Consider the following 15,500-nt stretch of genomic DNA (forward strand, 5'->3'; position numbering starts at 1 on the left):
TTCAGATAAAAAAACAGCGCTGAAAAATTCAGCGCTGTTTTTTTAAACTTTTTCGTGAGAAATTATTTGCTCATTGCCGGTACTGCTGCCGGTGTTGCTGAATTTGCAGGCGCAGTAGTTTCTGCTGCTTTTTTCGCTTTCTTGTGATGCGTTTTTTTCGCTGTCGGCGCTGGTGTTTCCACACTCGCTGCCGGTGTCGCTGCAGCGCTGACTACCGCTGGCTTGGCAACGACTTTTTCAGCGGCTGGTGCTTGAGCAAAAGCGCTTCCAATTGCGCAGGAAGTGACGAGCAAAGCGACGATGATTTTATTCATGATAAATCCTGTTCTGGTGGGTTGGTCTGCTGCAGTACATTGTGTGCTGCATGAGGAGATAACGCCGGCCAGAACGGTGAGGTTGACGAGTTTTTTATTTATTTTTTTAATCGGCAGCCTGGGGGGGCAATGACGAAAAAAAAGCGTGCTGGTATCGCACGCTTTGTGTACCGCATAGTTACTGGACTACGGCTACCAGCGCGATTCCCGCTCCGGCGTCGAGGAGATATGATGGATCGACAGATCGGCACCTTGGAATTCTTCTTCTTGGCTCAGGCGTATGCCCATACTCCGTTTCAGCGCGCCGTAAATGACAAAGCCACCGGTCAGCGCAATCGCCACGCCCAAGCCGGTACCGATGAGCTGTGACATAAAACTCACGCCCCCCATACCACCGCAAGCCTTGAGTCCGAAAATACCAGCGGCCAAACCACCCCAGGTGCCGCATAAGCCATGCAAGGGCCAGACCCCGAGGACATCGTCGATCTTCCATTTATTTTGAGTGCGTGCAAACATCGAGACGAAGATGGCACCGGCAATTGCACCGGTGGCGAGTGCGCCGAGCGGATGCATGAGGTCGGATCCGGCACAAACGGCCACCAAGCCGGCCAATGGCCCGTTATACACGTAACCTGGATCGTTTTTTCCCAATACCAAGGCCGCCAGCGTACCGCCGACCATGGCCATGAGAGAATTAAGCGCCACCAAGCCATTCATTTTTTCCAGCGACTGCGCGCTCATGACGTTGAAGCCAAACCAGCCTACCGTCAAGATCCATGCACCGAGCGCCAGAAAGGGTATCGACGAGGGCGGATGCGCGGCTACGGCACCGTTTTTCATATAGCGACCGCTGCGAGCGCCAAGCAGTAAGACGGCTGGCAGGGCGACCCAACCGCCAACTGCATGCACCACCACGGATCCGGCGAAATCGTGGAATTCCGCCGAGAAGCTGGCCTTCAACCAGGCTTGTATGCCAAAACGCTGATTCCAGGCGATGCCTTCATACAGTGGGTAGACGAAACCGACCAGACAGGCGGTGGCGATCAATTGGGGATAAAACTTTGCGCGTTCGGCAATGCCGCCAGAGATGATGGCAGGTACTGCGGCGGCAAAGGTGAGCAAGAAGAAAAATTTGATCAACTCGTAACCATTTTTATTTGCCAGTACCTCGGCAGAGGCGTAGAAATCAACGCCGTAAGCGACGCCATAGCCGATGAAGAAATAGGCTAGCGTTGAAATAGCGAAATCAACCAGAATTTTCACCAGCGCATTCACCTGATTTTTCGACCTGACCGTGCCGAGTTCAAGAAAAGCAAACCCGGCGTGCATCGCTAAGATCATGATTGCGCCAAGTAATACAAAGAGCGCGTCGGCGCCGTTTCTCAGTCCATCCATTTTTATCCCCAATTTAGTGCAACTATGAAATAGAACTGTTCGATTAAGCAAAAACCGTTCCATTCTGGTGCGCATTCGTAATTCCTTGATATTTATGAGGAATATGAAAAAAATATATTTTTTTCGAGGCTGGCGCGCTGAAATGATGCGTTATTACTCCGCATTTTGGTGCGATCGAATAATCTTGCCGTACAGGAAGAGCGCGAATTGAATCGGCTCTTTCAAGCAAAAATTAGCCTGCGAAGAGAAGGATGCTTGCTATGATGGCGGCTCCACTGTGAAAGGAAGACCATGAACATTGCCAACTGGTGCGTACTCAGCGCCTGCTTACTACCGATTGTCACGATTGGTTTAGCCAAGGCCGCCTCAGCGCGGCGCGGCAAGGCTGACGAACTGTATGATAATCATGATCCGCGCAGTTGGAGCAATGCGCTCAAGGGCTGGCAACAACGTGCGAATGCCGCGCAGAATAACGGCTGGGAAGCCTTGCCCTTGTTTTGTGCGGCAGTGATTTTGGCGCAGCAAGGGCATGCCGAGCAAGCGCGCGTCGATCAGTTGGCGATGCTGTTTATCGGTTTGCGCATCGTCTATATCGCGGCGTATCTGGCGAATCTGGCGACACTACGCACCCTGCTCTTTAGTGCAGGCATATCTACCTCGATCGCAATCTTGCTGCTGTCTTGAGCGCGGACCTGCCGCCGGAGAGCTATGATGAACCCCGATGAGGCACAACAGTTGTTGCTCGGCTTACTGCCCTCCCCAGCCTATCTGTTCGGGGCTATCGTGTTTGGCATCATCGGTTACGCCGCCTACCGTTTCGGTAAAACCCACGCGCACAGCAAAATCAAGTGGACTGGCGTGGCCCTGATGTTCTATCCCTACCTCAGCGGCAGCGATACCGGCTGGCTCTACGCCATCGGCAGCGCGCTGTGTGTTGCTTTATGGGTGTTCCGGCGTCAGTGATTTTTCCAACACATCAAATTCCAGATGCTCAACGAGCATGCTTTCTTTGGCATTGTGTGGAAACGGCAGGGTGCGCCCGGTACGGACATAGCCACGCCGCTGGTAGTAGGCGATCAGTTCGGGACGGATGCTGATGACAGTCATCCACACCGTTTCGGCTTGCCACAATTGACGCGCATGCTGTTCGGCCGCGTGCATGAAATATTTGCCTAAGCCTTGGCCTTGCAAACCGGGACGCACGACGAACATACCTAAGTAGGCCGAGCTACGGTCTTTTTTCAATTGCACGCACGCGATCAGCTCGCTGTCGCGTACACATAACAAAATAAGAGAATCGGCGGCGGCCACCAAATCGAGCACCTCGGGTGCCAAGATGCGTGGGCCAGCCAGTAAATCGGCTTCGGTGGTCCAGCCTTGACGGCTGCTGTCGCCGCGGTAAGCGCTGTTGACCAGCGTGGCGATGGCAGTGGCATCGGCCGCCGTAGCGGGCCGCAAGGTACAGGGAAAAGGGGCACTGGCCGTAGCGCTGAAAGTCATCATCGAGGGAACTCAAAATAGGAACGAGGGCATCATAACACGGCCCGATTTATCGATTTTTGACATTTCATTTCAGTTGTCACGTGTAAGATAAACTACCGGAACTTATAGCCGCCATCCCGACATGCATGCCATTACCTCGATACTGTTCGTTTGCACAGGCAACATTTGCCGGTCGCCAACAGCAGAAGCTATCCTACGCGCCAAGCTCGAAGTGGCCGGCTTAGGTCAGCGTTTACATATCGATTCGGCCGGCACACATCTGCAACATATCGGCGAAGCGCCCGATTCGCGCTCACAACATTTTGCCTTGCTGCGCTCTTATGATTTACAACACCTCCGAGCACGGCAAATCAAGGCCGACGATTTTGCCAGCTTCGATTTACTACTGGCAATGGACAAACACAATTTGGCATTGTTAGAAGCGGCCTGTCCGCTGCCGCATCGTCATAAAGTGGCCTTGTTCATGAACTATGCGATCACCACCGAGGCGGACGAAGTGCCCGATCCATATTATGGCGGTGCCGCAGGATTCGAACAGGTGCTCGACTACATAGAAGATGCTGCCGCAGGCTTACTGGCCACTTTACTGGCAGAGCAGTCGCTCGATTGCTGACACACGGCTGACCGTTCATCCCTCAAATTTTGCGTTTCATCCACAAATAGTGCAACTTTGGCATTTACCGCTTGTCCAAGTCGGCTAGCTGCGGAATACTGCTGGATTCGTCTATCCCTGTGCCTTTCAACCGGATTTGCCATGTTACCTAAATTACTCTTCATCGCCGCCATCGGTGCGTCCTTGGTCGGCTGTAGCAATCAAAAAGATGCTGAGGCGACAAAATCGCCCATGCCAGTTGCGGCCACGGCTGGGCAGGGGGGAAATAAGACGACGCCAGCGCTGCTGATCGCTCCCGAAGATGTGTTTATCGTCAGCAGCAATGAAATCAACTCCGGCCCGGTGATTACCGGTTCGGTACAGCCGGAACGCAAAGCCGATCTGCGTGCGGAAGTACAAGCCATCGTGCTGCAGGTGTTGAAAGAGAACGGCGACGGCGTCAAGCGCGGCGATGTGCTGGTCAGATTGGATGAAACGGCGATCCGCGATAACCTCAATTCGGCCGAAGACAATGCCCGCAGCGCCACGCTGGCGATGGATCAGGCCGACCGCTCGCTGCAAAGGCTCAAGACGCTGCGTGCCTCGGGCATGACCTCATTGCAAGCGCTCGATGATGCCGAGCTCAAAGTCGACGCGGCGCGCAGCGAAGTATCGGCCGCCCGCGCCCGCGCTACCACGGCACGCCAACAATTACAGCGCACGGTGGTGCGCGCGCCGTTTGACGGCGTGGTCAGTGAACGCAAAGTCTCGGCGGGAGACACGGCAACGCTGGGCAAGGAATTAGTGAAAGTGATCGATCCGACCAGCATGCGCTTCGTTGGCAATGTGTCGGCTGATAAGATTGCCATCGTTAAAGTTGGACAAGTGGTGAGTTTCCGTATCAATGGTTATACCGGTCAAGAATTTCATGGCAAAGTGACGCGGGTCGATCCGGCGGCCAACGATGTCACGCGTCAGGTCGAGGTACAAGTCGGTTTTATCGATGCCAACCAACCGCGTGTGGCCGGTTTGTTTGCCGAAGGCGTAATCGAAGCCAGTACGGTGAATGCCTTGACGCTGCCGGAAGCGGCCTTGGTGCGCGCCGGTGATCAGGTCTATGTCTGGCGCGTTGCCGGCACGATACTCAAACGGGTCGACGTCGTGCTCGGCAAACGCGAGCAACGCAGCGGTAATTATGAGGTGCGCAGCGGTTTGGCACCGGGGGATGTGCTGATGCGTAGTCCGAACTCGGGCTTTCACGATGCCCAGACGATTACCCGGGTAGCAGCCAATAAAGCGGCACCGGTGGCACCTGCTGTGCGAGGAAATTAATCATGTTTTTATCTGATTTCAGTATCAAGCGGCCGGTCGCGACGATTGTCATGATCATCGCGCTCATGGCCATGGGCTTACTGGCCTTGAGTAAATTACGCGTGAATCAAAATCCCGATGTGGAAGTACCGGGTTTGTCGGTCATCATTAATTTTCCTGGTGCCTCGCCCGATACGGTGGAACGCGAAATCATTAATCGTTTGGAAAAATCTTTACTCAGTGTGCAGGGCGTGACCGAGCTCAATGCCTCGGCCAATGAAGGCGTGGCGCAGTTCGATATCATGTTCAATTTTAAAAAGAATATGATCGAAGCCTCGGATGAGGTACGCAATGTGATCTCCAGCGTGCGCTACAAAATGCCGACCGAAATGCGCGAACCGGTTATCCAGCGTTGGGACCCGGCGGCCCAGCCGATTTTAAATATGGCTTTGTCGTCGAAAACTTTAAGCCATGCGGAAATTTCGCGCTTAGCCGAAGACAAGCTGGCCGACCGCTTGCGTGGCATATCAGGGGTGGCGACGGTGCGCGTGAACGGCTCGCTCAAACGTGAGTTGTCGGTATTGCTGCGGGCCGAAAAATTGCGCGAATATAATGTGTCGGTCAGCGATGTAGTGAACGCCTTGCGCAATCAAAATACCAATGCGCCGGTGGGTAAGCTGCGCGGAAACTTGGATGAAGAGAGTATCCGTCTGGTAGGCCGAATCGAGTCGCCCGATGAATTTCAAAGTGTGGTGGTCAAACGCAATGGCGAGCAAATCGTGCGCTTGGCGCAGGTGGCGACGATAGCCGATGGCTTCGCTGATCTGGACAGTTTATCTATCCGTAGCGGTAAACCCAACGTCGGCATGCAGATCACCAAGTCGCGCGATGCCAGTACGGTTTCGGTGGCCAAGGCAGTGCATAAATTGGTCAAGGAAATCAATCACGAGTTCGAGCAAACTCATCCCGGTACGCTGTTGGAAGTGACACGCGATGGCGGCGAGGAAGCGCAAAGCAGCCTCGATAATGTGATCGATTCGCTGGTGCTTGGCGCTTGTCTGACCATTTTTGTGGTGTACGCTTTTCTCAACTCATGGCGCTCTACCCTGATCACCGCGCTCAGTCTGCCGACCTCGGTGGTGGCAGCATTCATCGCGGTGTGGTTATGCGGTTTCACGCTCAACTTCATGACCTTGCTCGGCTTGTCGCTGGCGATCGGCGTGTTGATCGATGACGCGATTGTGGTGCGGGAAAATATCGTTCGGCACATGCAGCTTGGCGCGGACCGTCGTACCGCCGCGCTCGAAGGCACGGCAGAAATCGGCATGGCAGTGGCCGCCACGACGTTTTCCATCATCGCTGTGTTTATTCCGGTCGCATTTATGCCCGGCATGCCGGGCGAGTGGTTCCGTCCGTTTGCGCTGACGGTGACCTGTTCGGTGCTCGTCAGTTTGGGGATTTCGTTTACGCTCGATCCGATGTTGTCGGCGTATTGGGGCGACCCAGTCGATCACCATCTGGCACCGAAACGCGGCATCAGCAAGTTGCTGGCGCGCTTCAATGATTGGTTCGATCAGCAAGCCGACCGCTATGGCAGAGTGATCGCCTGGGCCTTGCATCATCGCCGTGCCATGGCTGCCATCGCCTTCCTGAGTTTGGTGCTGGCCTTGGGCTTGCAGGTCAAGTGGGGTGGCACCAGTTTTTTACCGGCGACCGACTCGGGTACCTTGATGATAGAAGTGCGCACGCCGGCTTCGTCGTCGCTCGAATACGCCAAGTTGAAAATGGAACGCGCAGCCGAATTAGCGCGCCAAATTCCCGAGGTGCGCGATACCAACAGTACCATCGCGCCGTCGGGTGGGCGGATTTACGTCGACATCGGTAAGCGTCATCAACGGCTGCGCAATGCCAAGGCAATCAGCGCTGATTTACGCGCCAAAATACAAACCTTGGTCGGGGCGGAATATGTGGTGCTCGATGATTTGAACAATGGCGCGCAAAAGCCGGTGCAGATAGAATTCACCGGTCCCGATTCGCGCAAGCTGCTCGAAATTACCAGCGCGTATATGGAAAAATTGCACAGTGTGCGCGGCGCGGTCGACATCGGCTTGTCGCAGCAAGATCCAAAGAAAGAATTGAAGATCGAGCTCAATCGCGGCCTCGCCAATTCCATGGGCATTTCCTCGAATGATGCGGCACAGGCTTTACGGGTAGCGTTTGCCGGCATCGAAGTCGGTGATTGGGTTGATCCTACCGGTGAAACGCGCGATGTGGCGGTGCGCTTGCACCCGGACGATCGGGTCAACCGCGAAAACATCGAACGCTTGCCGATCGCCGTATCCGGCAGCAACCAGATGGTGCCGCTCGATCAGATCGCCACCATCAGCATGGGTAAGGGCCCTTCCGGGATTAACCACAGCAAGGGCAAACGCACGATTACCGTATCGGCCAATGTGGAGGGCCGTTCGACCGGCGAGGTGATTTCGGAAGCGAAAAAATTGGCAGAATCATTCGATTATCCACCTGGCTACGGTTTGTCGGTGGCCGGTTCCGGGCAAGATCAGGAAGAAGTGTTCGGTGCCATGGCGATTGCTTTATTATCCGGCATCGGCCTGATGTATCTGATCTTGGTCATGCAGTTCGGCTCGTTTACCGCACCATTGGGCGTGATGTTATCGCTGCCGCTGTCACTGATCGGTGTGGTACTGGCCTTGCTCATTACCAACAGCACGATCAATTTGATGAGTTTGATCGGTGTGATCATGCTCATGGGGCTGGTGGCAAAAAATGCGATTCTCTTGCTCGATGCGGCGCGTAAGAATGAAGCCGAAGGCATGGACCGGGAAGACGCGCTGATGCAGGCTGGCCGCGTGCGCTTGCGACCGATTTTGATGACCACGTTTGCGCTCATCGCCGGCATGATGCCGGTCGCACTGGGGCTCGGTGAAGGTGGTGATTTTTATCGACCACTGGCGATTGCTATCATCGGCGGCACCATCACCTCGACCTTTCTGACCTTGTTAGTGGTGCCGACGTTTTACGACAGTATAGAAATTGCACGCGAACGGATGATGGACAAAATGCGCGCGCGTATGAGCCGTTACAATGCCTTGTTCGGCTTCCTTGTTACCATGCTCGAGGCGCTGTGCACTTTGTGTCTGCTGCGTTTGGTGTACCGCGTGCTGGCACGGAGTGTGCGCTGGTTGGGGCAACACTTGCGCGCCCGTGCTGCCTGAGTATCATCGCCATCATCAACAGTCTGGCCTGTCAACTTCGGTTGACAGGCTTTTTTTTCAGCCTACGGCGTCGCTGATTTTTCTACTCAGACTCAGCGCAGCGACAACTGACTGACGATTTCATACGAGCGCAGTCGCATTGCGTGATCAAAAATATTGGAAGTAATCATCAATTCATCGGCACCGGTGCTGTCGATAAAATTTTGCATTTGTTTTTCGACCGTGGCAGCACTACCAATGGCTGAGCAAGCGAGGATTTGTTCCAGCAGACCGCGTTCGGCTTGGCCTAGCTGTTGCATAAAGCCGGCTACCGGTGGCGGCAAGGGGCCGGGACGGCCGCTACGTAAGTTGAGAAAAGCTTGCTGCGCAGATGTGGCGTGAAACTGCGCCTGTTCATCTGTTTCGGCTGCAAAAACATTAAATCCTAGCATTACATATGGTTTCGCGAGATAAGCCGAGGCTTGGAAACGCGTGCGATAGAGTTCGATGGCGGCCATCATTTGTTGTGGTGCGAAATGCGAAGCGAAGGCATAGGGCAAGCCGAATTCGGCGGCCAGTTGCGCGCCGAACAGGCTCGAACCGAGTATCCATACCGGTACTGCCAAACCCTGTCCTGGCACGGCCCGAACCGAGAGTCTGGCGTCGTCGGCGAAGTAAGCGAGTAATTCGGCCACGTCTTGCGGGAATTCATCAGCGTCACTGTTTAAATTGCGGCGCAGCGCACGTGCAGTGCGTTGGTCGGATCCAGGTGCGCGGCCGAGGCCGAGGTCTATGCGCCCGGGAAAGAGTGATTCCAGCGTGCCGAATTGTTCGGCGATCACTAAAGGTGCATGGTTGGGTAGCATGATGCCGCCGGCACCGACGCGTATGCGCTTGGTGCCGCCGGCAATATGCGCGATCAGCACGGCCGTGGCGGCGCTGGCGATGCCGGGCATGCCATGGTGTTCGGCCAACCAGTAGCGCCGGTAGTCCCAATTCTCAGCGTGTTGCGCTAGGGATAATGAATTGCGAAATGACTGCGCCGCCGTACTGCCTGCCGCGATCGGAGATAAATCGAGTACCGAGAGATGTGCCATTTGACGCCTGCCTGACTAGTCTGTGCGCGAAATAAGAAACTGCCGGGTAGCGCGCATTGTATCCCTACCCTGCTCTATTATGCGACAGTTCCGCTGCGGGGGTTTGCCGACCGGAATTGATGAGGCTGGCATGACGAGGTCCTCGGCAGTAAAATAGGCGGCATGGGCATACCTGATTAGAAAACTTTTTTTTAAAGGACTACGATGTTCACCCCTATTTCTCACGGCATCAACACAAGCACAACAGCCACTAAGGCGCATACTGAGCAGCAAGACGGTCTGGTCAGCTCGGCACTGGTAGTTGAACTCAAACAAGTCAGCACTTCAGCGCTGCTACCAACAGCAGCTGCACCAGCGCTGCAAAGCCTGAACCTGGCCGATCGCACCAGCATCTCTATGCGCTTCGCGCGGCTCAGCGTGACGCAGCCAGCAGCATCTCAGGATGCTGACTGAGAAAATAATTCGGCGTTCGTCAAACACAGGATATTGTTGCCATCAAGGGCAGATGTATGGTCTTTTTCCCATGCTTCATCGTACTGGTACGCAATGCTATCAGTGATTATTTCGTACTTGCTGCCAAACAAAAATGCCCTTTTTTTAAGACTGTTTTTCAGTGCTGCGCACGAGTGAACTTAACTAAAAATTAATGCTCCTATTGGTTCCGGAGCACTATCCGGCCATGCGTTTCACCATCCCTGTTAAGGAGTTTTAATGAAAAAAAATATCGTGCTCGGCATCTTGTTAATGGCTGGTGTTCCGATGTTAGCCGCAGCGGCGGTCAGCCTTCCTCGCAACATCGAGGTCGAATTGCGCAATCCGCGCGGTACGCCGGGCTTACCGGCTGATTTGACCGAGATCACCGGCGCCATTGTCTGTGCCAGTAAGGTGTTTGCGCTTGAGGCCAGTCAGTTCAATTTCAATATCAACCGCGCGTCCCTGCCGGTGATTGCCGATGAACGTTGTACGGTGATGTTGAGCAGCATGACACTGAAAGTGCGCGGTAGCACAAGCTTGATTACCTATCGCGCCAGCGATAAGCCCTTGCTGTTGCCACTGCGATCGCTGAGCCAGCGTGGTAGTGCGCAGCAACCTTTGCTGGCACCGGAAGACAGCGCGGTCAGCATCGATTTGCAATCGACCGTGCCGGGCTTCCCGGCCCAGTTGTGGATTGCCGCGATTGCCGCACCGGGCATGCGTGCTATCGTCGGGCTGGATTTTTCGCGCACGCAGGCGATCAGTAATGTGATGCCTTGATAAAAAAAATCCCCGACACCGTAAGCTGCCGGGGATTTGCATACTGATACAGTCTTTATGCCAGTTGTCGCAGTTCGCGCAAAGCCACCGAGACCGGTGCCAGATCGGCCGCTTGGGCGCTGATCAGCGCCAGCAAACCGGTCAGGCGCTCCACCACGGCCGCATTGCGCTCATGCCAAGCACTCAGTTCTTCCTGCCGCGATAACAAACCACGCGTGATTTGAGTAGCGATCGAATACACATCGTCACGCGCACTGCCACGCGCCTGGGTTTGCCACAGTGTTTCGGTTGGCAAGCGATTGATTTGACTGCGCCAGCCACTCAAGCCGAGCGCATCGTCGACCCCAAAATAGCTGCGGGCGACTTGTTCGAGATTGCTGCCGGTAAGCGCGGCCAGATCGACCAGATCGAGCGCCGGGAACAGGTACTCGAGCGCGCTGAGGTTTTGCGCCAAACTGGTTTCAACACCGGCGGCGGCAAGCGTCGCGGCGTCGTTCTGCCAAGCCGTGTAGGCGGCCGGCGGTAACCAATCATTCAATTGCGAACGCAATTCGCGCGCCGCCGGTTGGTAGCGCTGAATCAGGGTCGGCAGATCGCTGCTCTGTGCACGGATGCGCAACATCCAACGTGAAGCACGTTGGGTGATGGCGATCAGCTTGCTCAGTAAATCGAGCTGTAAGGTGGCGTCGACGACGTAGTCGAGCACATCGATCTGATCCCATAATACTTCGAGGTCGAAAATTTCACGCGCCAAGGTGAAGGCACGGATCACATCGGCCGCGCCGGCCGCCGCTTCGGTGGCGATGAAATTGACGAAGGTCGCGCCAACCCGATTGAGCACGGTGTTGGTGATGTAGGTGGCGACGATTTCACGCTTCAGGGGATGGACGGCAATCGCGGCCGGAAAGCGTTCGGACAAAACCTGCGGGAAATAGGCTTTGAGAGCACTGCTGAAGAACGGGTCATCCGGCAGATTGCTGGCCACCAAATCGTCGAATACCGACATTTTGGCGTACGCGAGCACGACTGCGCCTTCCGGTGCGGTCAAGCCCTGTTTGCGGCCCTTGCGGTGGAAAATTTCGTCATCGCTAGGCAGGTATTCGATGGCGCGATTAAGGCGGCCCTGCTTTTCCAAGGATTGCATCAAGCGTTGCTGACCATCGAGTACATACAGAGGACGGTGGACGGCGATGTCGAGTGCCTGCGACTGATAGTAATTATCGGTCAGCACCAGATGACCGACTTCGTCGGTCATCGAGGCGAGCAAATCATTGCGCTGTTTGAGCGTGAGGTCACCAGCTTCGACGATGGCACCGAGCAGAATTTTAATATTGACTTCATGATCGGAGCAATCGACCCCGGCGGAATTGTCGATCGCATCGGTATAGATGCGCCCGCCTTTTTGGGCGAATTCGATGCGACCGTTTTGGGTACAGCCGAGGTTACCGCCTTCAGCCAGCACTTTGCAACGCAAGTCATTGCCATTGACACGGAACGCGTCGCCGGCTTTATCTCCAACTTGGGCATGGCTTTCGAAGGTGGCTTTGACGTAGGTGCCAATGCCGCCGTTGTAGAGCAGATCGACCGGTGCTTGTAAAATTACGCGTAACAATTCTACTGGCGTGAGTTCGGCCTGGCTGATGCCGAGTACGGCGCGGGCCTGCTCGCTGAGTTTGATCGATTTGGCGCCGCGCAGATACACGCCACCGCCGGCTGAAATCAGGCTCTTGTCGTAGTCATCCCAGCTCGAACGCGGCAAATTGAACAAGCGTTGACGCTCGGCGAATGAAGCGGCGGCATCGGGCGAGGGATCGATGAAGATGTGTCGATGATCGAAGGCCGCCACCAGTTCGATATGCTCTGACAGCAGCATGCCGTTGCCGAACACATCGCCCGACATGTCGCCGATACCAGCGACGCTGAAGGCCGTCTCTTGGGTGTTCACGCCAACGGAGCGGAAATGGCGTTTCACCGATTCCCAGGCACCGCGGGCGGTGATGCCCATTTTTTTATGGTCATAACCAACCGAACCGCCGGAAGCGAAGGCGTCACCAAGCCAGAAACCGTAGTCGGCCGATACGCTGTTGGCGATATCGGAGAAGGTCGCCGTGCCTTTGTCGGCCGCTACCACCAGATACGGATCATCGGCATCATGGCGCACCACCTGGGCTGGCGCGACGATGCTGCCTTTGACGATGTTGTCGGTGATGTCGAGCAGACCGGAGAGGAAGATCTTGTAGCAGGCAATGCCTTCGGCTTGAAAGGCTTCGCGCTCAGTCGCAGGCGGCGCATTTTTAAGCACGAAGCCACCTTTCGAACCGACTGGCACGATAACGGTGTTTTTAACTTGCTGAGCCTTGACCAAGCCCAGCACTTCGGTACGAAAATCTTCGCGCCGATCAGACCAGCGCAAGCCCCCGCGCGCGACCTTACCGCCACGTAAATGGACCCCTTCGACGCGTGGTGAATACACCCAAATTTCAAACAAGGGTTTCGGTTCCGGCACGCCCGGCACTTCGCGCGGGTTGAGCTTGAAACTCATGTAGGGTTTGAACGCACCGCTGGCATCGGTTTGCCACAAATTGGTACGCAGGGTCGCCATGATGGTGGCAAAAAATTGCCGCAAAATGCGATCTTCGTCGAGGCTGGCGACCTGCGCCAGTTGGGCTTCGAGTTGTTGAGCGATGTGTTGCTGCGCCGAGGCGCGGTCGCCGGCAAAGTCGGGTTTGAAACGGGCACCAAACAGTTCGGCAATCAATTGCGTGATGCCGGCATTTTTGTTCAAGGCCGTTTCGATATAGCTTTGGCTGTATGCGAAACCGAGTTGTTTGAAATAACGCGAACAGGCACGTAACACTGCAATCGAGCGCGCATCGAGCGCGGTATTGAGCACCAGACGGTTGAGATCGTCACTCTCGACTTCGCCGCGCCAGGCTTGCGAAAACAAGGTTTCAAAGCGCGCCTTGATAGCGGCCAAATCACTTTTCGGCGGCAATTGCAAACCGAGATCATGGATCCACAGTGGTTCGCTGCCAGCGGTGATTTGATACGGATGCTCGTCGAGCACGCGCGCGCCCATATGTTCAAGGACCGGCAAAGAATCGGATAAGGCAACTTTGCTGGTATTGTAGATTTTAAAGCGCAGCATGCCGGCATCGGCATCGAGCGGACGATACAGCTTGACGACCATGGGCGCAGTGGCACACAGACCGGCCAGCATTTCGGCATCTTCGGCCCCGACCAGGGCGGAAAAATCTTCGCGGTAGGCGGTTGGAAAGGCGTTGGCGAAGCGGTGTGCCAAGGCCAGACCCAGACCTTCGCCATGGGTGCGCAGCAGTTCGGTGGTGCAGTCATCTTCCCAACGCTGCGCCAGTCTGGCGACGCGCGCTTCGAGCGCGGCCAAATTGATATTTTGCGGCGCCCGTTCTTTGGCGCGTACTTGGTAGTGAATTCGCGCCAGCGGGCTGTCGGTCAGCATGGGGGTGAATTCTATCGATTCGCCGTTCAAGGCTATCATCAGTTCATTGCTGACTTTGACGCGCAATTCGGTGTTGTAACGGTCACGCGGCACGAACACTTGGGCCGAGGTGAAGCGACCGAAGGGATCACGCCGCAGGAACAAGCGAGTCCGCTGACGCTCTTGCAAACGCAAGATGCCGATGGCATGCTCGGTCAGGGTGGCGGTGTCGATCTGGAATAATTCGTCGCGCGGGTAATCGTCGAGAATCGCTTGCAAGGCCTTGGCGGCATGACTTTGCGGGACCACGCCGGCACTGGCCATGACGGCGGCAACGCGTTGCCGTACTTGGGGAATTTGGTCGACCGGTGCCGCATAAGCGGCTGAGGTGTAGAGCCCCATGAAGCGCGATTCACCGATGACTTTGCCGCTGTCATCATAGCGTTTAATAGCGACATAATCGAGCCAGGCCGGACGGTGTACGGTGGAACGCGTCATCGCCTTGGTGACTAACACGGTTTCATCCGATTCCATGATGGCCAGTACTTCCGGTGGCAAATGGGCCATGCTGGTTTGTACTTTGCCACGCAAAATACCAAGACCTGATTCGGCAATCGCGACCAGACTGACATGCTCGCCATCGCGTTTGAGATCGTAGTCACGCGCACCGAGGAAGGTGAAATGGCGGTCTTCCAGCCAACGCAGGAAGGCCACACCTTCATTGCCGCATTCGGCCGGCGCATGGGTTTCACAGGCGCTGCAGACGCTGTGCACGCGTTCTAGCATGGCCGGCCAGTCGGCCACGGCACTCGATACGTCGACTAACACTTGATGCAGTTCTGCGGCCAAGGCTTGCTGATCTGTCAGGTTGACGATGCGGTCGCATTCGACCATGATCAGCGATTCCACCGGGTCATGGCGACCGGCGCTTTTTGCTGCGGCAACCGTGCTGACTGCGGCGATGTCACCACCGGCCTTGCGACTCACGCTCATGAGCGGATGCACGATCCAATGCGCGGTGCGGCCGCTGCGGTTGATCGCCATGGTGACCGAATCAACCAGGAAAGGCATGTTTTCATTGACGATCTGTACCACCGTGTGTTCGCTGACAAAACCGTCTTCAGCCAGGGTGGGATTGAACACGCGGATGCGGGCACTGCCAGCAGTACCGGCGGCATCGAGCAAACGCCAGTGAGCATTGGCTTGGGCAAACAGGGTCGCCGGGCCGCGCGCGATGATTTCATCGGGATCAGTATGGTCGAAATAAGTAGAAAGAAAACTACCTTGGCGTTCGGCTGCGGGGCCAGGGTGAGCTTGCGCGTAAGCGAGTAGCTCGGCGAAGTGCGTGATGGTCATGCGTTC

The 15,500-nt window shown here is 55.7% G+C and carries 12 protein-coding genes; 7 read left to right on the forward strand and 5 right to left on the reverse strand.

The features are described from left to right. Positions 1-62: 62 nt before the first annotated feature. Both QN359_RS11810 and QN359_RS11815 read right to left on the reverse strand, forming a co-directional pair. Entirely contained in the window at positions 63-314 is a 252-nt protein-coding gene (locus QN359_RS11810; RefSeq protein WP_323493582.1) for a hypothetical protein, read from the reverse strand. 192 nt (positions 315-506) lie between these two features. Continuing rightward, on the reverse strand, positions 507-1,709 hold the full coding sequence (locus tag QN359_RS11815; protein WP_322250184.1) for an ammonium transporter: 1,203 nt from the start codon (positions 1,707-1,709) through the stop codon (positions 507-509). A 291-nt stretch (positions 1,710-2,000) separates the two neighbouring features. On the opposite strand from QN359_RS11815, the gene QN359_RS11820 reads away from it, so the two are divergent. Both QN359_RS11820 and QN359_RS11825 read left to right on the forward strand, forming a co-directional pair. After that, the gene (locus QN359_RS11820) at positions 2,001-2,393 is read left to right on the forward strand and encodes an MAPEG family protein (RefSeq protein ID WP_322250185.1); all 393 of its coding nucleotides are present in this window, start codon (positions 2,001-2,003) and stop codon (positions 2,391-2,393) included. 27 nt (positions 2,394-2,420) lie between these two features. Further along, positions 2,421-2,672, forward strand: coding sequence for a hypothetical protein (locus QN359_RS11825; RefSeq protein WP_322250186.1), 252 nt, complete (start codon positions 2,421-2,423; stop codon positions 2,670-2,672). On the opposite strand, the gene QN359_RS11830 is transcribed toward QN359_RS11825, so the two are convergent. Continuing rightward, positions 2,649-3,212, reverse strand: coding sequence for a GNAT family N-acetyltransferase (locus tag QN359_RS11830; RefSeq protein ID WP_322250187.1), 564 nt, complete (start codon positions 3,210-3,212; stop codon positions 2,649-2,651). The genes QN359_RS11825 and QN359_RS11830 overlap by 24 nt on opposite strands. 121 nt (positions 3,213-3,333) lie before the next feature. Between QN359_RS11830 and QN359_RS11835 the strand changes: the two genes are divergently transcribed. The 3 genes from QN359_RS11835 to QN359_RS11845 all read left to right on the forward strand — a co-directional run bounded on the left by QN359_RS11835 (position 3,334) and on the right by QN359_RS11845 (position 8,351). After that, positions 3,334-3,825: a low molecular weight protein-tyrosine-phosphatase gene (locus QN359_RS11835; protein ID WP_322250188.1), complete on the forward strand. Its 492-nt coding sequence runs from the start codon at positions 3,334-3,336 to the stop codon at positions 3,823-3,825. Positions 3,826-3,966: 141 nt separating this feature from the next. Further along, positions 3,967-5,136, forward strand: a complete 1,170-nt coding sequence (locus QN359_RS11840) for an efflux RND transporter periplasmic adaptor subunit (protein WP_322250189.1) — start codon at positions 3,967-3,969, stop codon at positions 5,134-5,136. Positions 5,137-5,138: 2 nt separating this feature from the next. Then, positions 5,139-8,351 carry an efflux RND transporter permease subunit gene (locus QN359_RS11845; RefSeq protein ID WP_322250190.1) on the forward strand — a complete coding sequence of 1,071 codons (3,213 nt, stop codon included), beginning with the start codon at positions 5,139-5,141 and terminating at the stop codon, positions 8,349-8,351. Between the two features lie 92 nt (positions 8,352-8,443). On the opposite strand, the gene QN359_RS11850 is transcribed toward QN359_RS11845, so the two are convergent. Continuing rightward, the gene (locus QN359_RS11850) at positions 8,444-9,427 is read right to left on the reverse strand and encodes an LLM class flavin-dependent oxidoreductase (RefSeq protein WP_322250191.1); all 984 of its coding nucleotides are present in this window, start codon (positions 9,425-9,427) and stop codon (positions 8,444-8,446) included. 204 nt (positions 9,428-9,631) lie between these two features. Here QN359_RS11850 and QN359_RS11855 point away from each other — a divergent pair, with 204 nt between their 5' ends. Next, positions 9,632-9,880, forward strand: coding sequence for a hypothetical protein (locus QN359_RS11855; RefSeq protein WP_322250192.1), 249 nt, complete (start codon positions 9,632-9,634; stop codon positions 9,878-9,880). 258 nt (positions 9,881-10,138) lie between these two features. Next, a complete protein-coding gene (locus QN359_RS11860) occupies positions 10,139-10,681 on the forward strand; it encodes a hypothetical protein (protein WP_322250193.1) in 543 nt (180 codons plus the stop codon). 55 nt (positions 10,682-10,736) lie between these two features. Here QN359_RS11860 and QN359_RS11865 read toward each other — a convergent pair whose 3' ends face one another. Continuing rightward, complete coding sequence (locus tag QN359_RS11865) at positions 10,737-15,494, reverse strand: NAD-glutamate dehydrogenase (RefSeq protein WP_322250194.1); 4,758 nt, start codon at positions 15,492-15,494, stop codon at positions 10,737-10,739. Positions 15,495-15,500 lie beyond the last annotated feature (6 nt).

The sequence above is a fragment of the Undibacterium sp. 5I2 genome (genome assembly GCF_035019605.1).
GTDB lineage: Bacteria > Pseudomonadota > Gammaproteobacteria > Burkholderiales > Burkholderiaceae_D > Undibacterium.